Source organism: Candidatus Eisenbacteria bacterium (genome assembly GCA_035712145.1).
Classification (GTDB): domain Bacteria; phylum Eisenbacteria; class RBG-16-71-46; order RBG-16-71-46; family RBG-16-71-46; genus DASTBI01.
Window position 1 is genome coordinate 1 of record DASTBI010000055.1, and the last position, 2,419, is coordinate 2,419.

Genomic DNA, 2,419 nt, shown 5'->3' on the forward strand with positions numbered 1-2,419 from the left:
GGCCGCGAGGACTTCGACCTGCCTTACGACACCGCTCAGGTGCCGATGTTCCAGATGCTCGGCACGCCACCCGGAGAGAAGCAGCACGTGGTGCTGGCGGGCGGGCACGTTCCACTTCACCCCGAAGCGGCGATTCGAGCCATGTCGGAATGGCTGGACGATCAATTCGGGGCGCCAAAGCAAGGCTCGCCGCCCACCAGGACGCGGCCCTAACCCGGACGTCGCACTTCCGATGACTTGGGCCGGATGTTCTGGTTGTGGTGGAAGACGTTGTCGGGATCGTAGGTCGTCTTCACCTCCACCAGGCGGCCGTAGATCGAATCGCCGTAGGCCTCCTGGACCCGATCGGGATCCTCGTCGTTGCTCAGGAAGTTGACGTACACGCCTTCGCGGAATGGGCCGAGGGCGGCGAAGAAGCTTCTCGCCCAGGCCGTGTCCCGCTCGCCGTAGTCGTCGCCCGGCCGCCACACGCCATCGAGGGTGATGGCGTGCGTCGCATGTCGGTTTCCGAAGGCCGTCCCGCCCTCGGCCATGCAGCCCACCGCACCGCGCAGATGGAAGAGCGCCACGTAAGACCGTGGCGATGAGGCGGAGAACGCGTGCGCGACGATCACGTCGATGAGCTCGTCGCGCAGCGCCGGGAGGTGAGTCGACTTCCAGTAGTAGCTCCAGCCGTGGGGGACGGTCGAGTCGATCGCGCTCTGGAATCCGACGTAGGGCACAGGTCCCACGAGGTCGAGCAGGGGAGTGCGAAGGGCGCGGAGCGGGCGGAGCGCTTTCTCGCCGTCCTCGACCGGCCCGGCGTAGCAGGTGCCGATCATCAACACCGGGCGCCAGTGCAGGCCCTCGGGAATGACCGCAAATGGTGGCGCGGTTCCGAACCTGACGACCGTGCCGAGCTCGTCGGGTGCGTCCCGCAGGAAGTCCCGATAGAAGCGGAGGACCTCTCCGGCGTCGCGCGCGTCCCAGAGGATGGGTCCCGCCAGGACCGTCGGTCCGAGGGAGTGGAGGCGAAACTCGAAGGAGGTGACCACGCCGAAGTTGCCGCCACCTCCGCGCAGCGCCCAGAAGAGATCGGGATGCTCGTCCTTGGAGGCGCGCAGTCGCTCGCCATCGGCGGTCACGACGTCGGCGGCGAGCAGATTGTCGACCGTGAGGCCGTGCTTGCGCATCAACCAGCCCACGCCACCCCCGAGGGTGAGTCCGGCGACGCCGGTGTGGCTCACGATTCCGCCGGTGGTGGCCAGGCCATGCACCTGCGTCTCGTGATCCACGTCGCCCCACAGCGCGCCACCCTGCACCCAGGCCTTTCGGCCACGGGGGTCGACCCGCACACCCCGCATGGCTGAGAGATCGATGACGATCCCGTCGTCGCAAACGGCCGTGCCCGCCACGTTGTGGCCTCCACCCCGTATCGCGATTTCCAGACCGTGCTCGCGGGCGAAACGCACGGCCGCGACCACGTCGGTGGGTCCCGTGCAGCGGGCGATCAGGCGGGGGCGCCGGTCGATGGCCCCGTTCCACACGGCACGGGCGATGTCGTAGTCGGCATGTCCGGCCTGGATCAGCTGACCTCGGAATCCGTCGATTTCGACGACGTTGAGCTTCCTGCCGGCGCTGACTTGCGCGGTTTGTGTCCGCATGGGGCCTCCTCCCTCGACGACCTCAGCAGACCACTCGCGGAGAGGGGCCTTCTAGTAAGAAATCTGAACTCGATCTCCACAACCGGAGGCGTGTGCGCAATACTTCGCGGCGTGAGGACGTACGGCCAATATTGCCCCATCGCCCGTGGCGCCGAGATTTTTGCGGAGCGCTGGACACCGCTGATCGTCCGCAACCTCTACCTCGGCTGCGCGAGCTTCGGCGAGATTCTGGAAGGCGCTCCTGGATTGTCACGGACCATGCTGTCGCACCGGCTCAAGCAGCTCGAGCACGTCGGTATCGTGGAGTCGTCGCTCAGGCCCGACGGGCGCGGACACGATTACCGGCTCACCTCCGCGGGCCACGACCTCTTCGCGGTCTGCCAGTCGCTCGGAGAGTGGGGGGCGCGATGGCTCGAAATCGCTCCGGAGAACCTCGACCCCTTCGTGGCTCTGTGGTCGATGTGCAACGCGCTCCGCAAGGAGCGGCTCCCGGATCGACGGGTCGTCATCCGCTTCGACTTCAGCGGCCGGCCGCGGCGCGAACGCTACTGGCTGCTGATCGAGCGCGGAGACACCGAGATTTGCAAGACGTCGCCAGGTCTCGACGAAGACCTTCACATCACCGCGGAGGCCGAAGCGTTCGTGAAGTGGCACGCCGGCCAGATGACCTGGGCCGAGGCCACGCAGGAGGGTCGCATCCAGCTCGAAGGCCGCCCCTCGCTGATCAAAGCGTTCCCATCCTGGAATACCCGCAGCATGTTCGCCCACATCAGGCC

General features: G+C 67.0%; 3 protein-coding genes. 2 read left to right on the forward strand and 1 reads right to left on the reverse strand.

All coding sequences use genetic code 11. The features are described from left to right. Window positions 1-213: hypothetical protein (locus VFQ05_03290; GenBank protein ID HET9325772.1), on the forward strand; the 213-nt coding region annotated here is incomplete at its 5' end. Here the strand turns inward: VFQ05_03290 and VFQ05_03295 are convergent. Beyond that, on the reverse strand, window positions 210-1,643 hold the full coding sequence (locus tag VFQ05_03295) for an FAD-binding oxidoreductase (GenBank protein ID HET9325773.1): 1,434 nt from the start codon (window positions 1,641-1,643) through the stop codon (window positions 210-212). The genes VFQ05_03290 and VFQ05_03295 overlap by 4 nt on opposite strands. 90 nt (window positions 1,644-1,733) lie before the next feature. Between VFQ05_03295 and VFQ05_03300 the strand changes: the two genes are divergently transcribed. Beyond that, on the forward strand, window positions 1,734-2,419 hold a 686-nt coding region (locus VFQ05_03300; GenBank protein HET9325774.1), incomplete at its 3' end, for a helix-turn-helix domain-containing protein.